The organism is Rhodoferax sp. UBA5149 (assembly GCF_002413825.1).
Taxonomy (GTDB): Bacteria; Pseudomonadota; Gammaproteobacteria; order Burkholderiales; family Burkholderiaceae_C; genus Rhodoferax.
In genome coordinates, this window is sequence record NZ_DHXT01000046.1 from 6,116 (window position 1) to 9,576 (window position 3,461).

The 3,461-nt window shown below is 66.9% G+C and carries 3 protein-coding genes; all 3 read left to right on the forward strand.

Annotated features, from left to right (window positions below; all coding sequences use genetic code 11):
* Positions 1-942, forward strand: a 942-nt coding sequence (locus B3V69_RS03650) for a flavin-containing monooxygenase (protein WP_296443899.1), incomplete at its 5' end; no start/stop codon positions are given.
* Positions 943-1,051: 109 nt separating this feature from the next.
* A complete protein-coding gene (locus B3V69_RS03655; protein WP_296443901.1) occupies positions 1,052-2,812 on the forward strand; it encodes an NAD(P)H-dependent oxidoreductase subunit E in 1,761 nt (586 codons plus the stop codon).
* Positions 2,809-3,461, forward strand: a 653-nt coding sequence (locus B3V69_RS03660) for a 2Fe-2S iron-sulfur cluster-binding protein (RefSeq protein WP_296443903.1), incomplete at its 3' end; no start/stop codon positions are given. The genes B3V69_RS03655 and B3V69_RS03660, both read left to right, overlap by 4 nt.

Below are 3,461 nucleotides of genomic sequence, written 5' to 3' on the forward strand. Positions count from 1 at the left end.
GGCACCGGCGCCAGTGCGGTGCAGATCGTGCCGGAGATCGCGCCCGCGGCCGCCCATCTGGATGTGTTTCAACGCACACCGGCCTGGGTCTTGCCGCGGTGGGACGCGCCCTATAGCCCCGTCCAACGCTGGCTGTACCGCCACGTGCCGGGCTTGCAGCGCCTGAGCCGCTGGCGGGTTTACTGGTTCAACGAGTGGATTGGCATGGGCTTCATGGGCTCGGACCGGATGCAAAACATGTTGCGTCGCCTCTCCGGCCACCATATGCGCCGGCAGATCACGGACGATGCCTTGCGCGCCGCGCTCACGCCGGACTTCAACCCCGGCTGCAAACGCCTGCTGATCTCCAACACCTGGTTCCCCTCCTTGCAGCGGCCCAATGTGCGCCTGGTGACGCAAGCCGTCACCCAGATCAAGCCCGAGGGCGTGGTCAGTGCCGATGGCACGCTGCATCCCTGTGATGTGATCATTTGGGGCACCGGGTTCAAGGCGGCCGAGCTGGTGACGCCGATGCGGATTTTTGGCGAAAGCCGCCCTGCGGATGATGAAGCGCCCGAACTCAGCGCCTTGTGGCGCCGCCAGCCCGCCGCCACCCGGCTGGGCATCACGGTGGCGGGGTTTCCCAATCTGTTCATGCTGGTCGGGCCCAACACCGGGCTCGGTCACAACTCCATCCTCTTCATGATCGAAGCCCAGGTGGATTACATCGTGGCGGCCCTGCGTGCGCTGCGTCGGCGCGGGCAAAGCACGCTGCGTTTGCGGGCGCAGGTGCAACAAGACAACTACGCCGAAATGCAGCGCAAGATGAAGGGCACGGTGTGGTCGTCCGGCTGCAAGAGCTGGTACCAGAACGCCGACGGGCACATTGACACCCTGTGGCCGGGCTTCACCTGGGACTACTGGCTGCAAACGCGCCGCTTTGACGCGGCGCACTACGATTAGTCACGGCCGCTCGCTGCGCTGCCACTCAAACCTAAAGTTTTGGTATCAACCCGTGCACCGCAACCACTCATCCCTTCCTGCCCCGGGCCCGGCCCCGGACTTGCCATCCTTGCTGGCGCGTCATGGCCGCGACCCCCACGCGCTGGTGCAGATCCTGCGCGAGCTGCAGGCCTTGCAGGGCTGGCTAACGCGCGACGCCTTGAGCCAGGTCGCCGTGACGCTCGGTTTGACACTGGCCCAGGTGGAGGGGGTGGCCGGCTTCTACCGTTTCTTCCACACCCGGCCGGTGGGGGCTTACCGGGTGCTGTTCAGCGACAACGTCACCGACCGCATGCTCGGCAGCGAGGCGCTGATGGCCGACCTTTGCCGCCGACTGGGTGTGGCGCCCGGGCGGCTCGGCGACGAGGGTCTCGTGAGCGTGGACAAAACTTCCTGCACCGGCCTGTGCGACCAGGGGCCGGCCTTGCTGATCAATCACCACCAGGTTGTGACCCGGCTTGACGCCGCCCGGGTGGCGGAGATGGCGACGCTGATCCGCGCCCGCGTGCCGGTGCCGCACTGGCCGGCGCCATGGTTCGAGGTGCAGGACAACATCCGGCGTGCCGATGTGTTGCTCGGCGAAGCGGCGGCGCCGGGCGCCGCCCTGGCGGCGGCGCTGGCACGCGGGCCGGACGCGATGCTGGCCGAGATCAAGCTGTCCAAGCTGCGCGGGCGTGGCGGCGCCGGCTTTGCGACTGGCCTCAAATGGGAGCTGTGCCGCCAGTCGCCCGGCGTTGAACATGTCGTCGTCTGCAACGCCGATGAAGGCGAGCCCGGCACCTTCAAGGACCGCGTGCTGTTGAGCCGTCGCGCCGACGCGGTGTTCGAGGGCATGACGATCGCCGCCCACCTCCTTGGCGCCCGGCGCGGTCTGGTCTACCTGCGCGGCGAGTACCGCTACCTGCTGGAGCCGCTGCGGGCCGTGCTGCAGCGTCGGCGCGAGGAGAACCTGCTGGGCACCCGTATCCTCGGGCGCGAGGGTTTTGATTTTGACATTGCCCTGCACGTCGGCGCCGGCGCCTATGTCTGCGGTGAAGAGTCGGCGTTGATCGAGTCGCTGGAAGGCAAACGCGGCACGCCGCGCATTCGTCCGCCGTTCCCGGTGACGCACGGCTACCTTGGCCATCCGACCATTGTCAACAACGTCGAGACCTTCTGTGCCGCCACCCCTATTGCGCTGCAAGGCGGCGCCTGGTGGGCCGCCATCGGCACCGCCAAATCCACCGGCACCAAGATCCACTCGGTGTCGGGCGACTGCGAGCGCCCGGGCCTGTACGAATACCCGTTCGGCACCCGCATCGGCCGCATCCTGGAGGACTGCGGCGCACGCGATACGCAGGCGGTGCAGGTGGGCGGGCCGTCGGGCGTCTGCCTGTCGGCTTTCGAGTTCGGCCGCCGCATTGCTTTCGAAGACGTGCCGACGGCAGGCGCCTTCATGGTGTTCGACCGTTCGCGCGACATGTTCGAGGTGGCGCGCGGCTTCGCGCATTTCTTTGCTCACGAGAGCTGCGGCTTTTGCACACCCTGCCGCGTCGGCACGGCGCTGGTGGTCAAGGGCCTGGACAAGCTGGCCGCGGGCCATGGCTCGCGGCACGACATCGACGTGCTGTTCGAACTCGACAAGCTCATGCACACCACCACCCATTGCGGCCTTGGCGCTTCGGCCTGCAACCCGCTGCGCGACACCATCCTGAAGTTCCGCCCGGCCTACGAGCAGCACCTGAAGTCGCTGCATTTCGAGCCCGGCTTCGACCTCGACGCCGAGCTCTCGATTGCGCGCCGCATGACCGGCCGGGACGACGCCGGCGCGCATCTGGAGAACCGCACATGACGGATGAAGCGAGCCCGCCGCCGAGCTTTTTGTTGGATGGTGAAGATGTGCCGTTTCGCCCCGGCGAGACCCTGCTGCAGGCCGCCACGCGTGCGCATCGCTACATCCCGCACCTGTGCTGGCACCCTGATTTCCCGGCCCATGGGTCGTGCCGGTTGTGCAGCGTGAAAGTCAATGGCCACGCCGGGGCTGCCTGCAGCGTGCGCGCCAGCGCCGGGCTGGAGGTCGAAAGCAATACCGAAGAACTCAACGGCCACCGCAAGACCTTGTTGCAAATGCTGTTCGTCGAAGGCAATCACTTCTGCCCGAGTTGCGAGAAAAGTGGCAACTGCCTGTTGCAAGCCACGGCCTACGAGATGGGCATGGAAGGCCCGCACTTCGAGGAGTTCTACCCGGACCGCCCGGTCGACGCCAGCCACCCCGACATCCTGCTCGACTTCAACCGCTGCATCCTGTGCGAGCTGTGCGTCAAGGCCAGCCGCGATGTCGATGGCAAAAACGTCTTTGCCATCGGCGGCCATGGCATAGCCGCCCACCTGCTGGTCAACAGCGACAGCGGGCGCCTGGCCGACACCACGATGGACTTGAGCGATCGCGCCGCCAGCATCTGCCCGGTGGGCGTGATCCTGCCCAAGCGACGCGGCTTTGT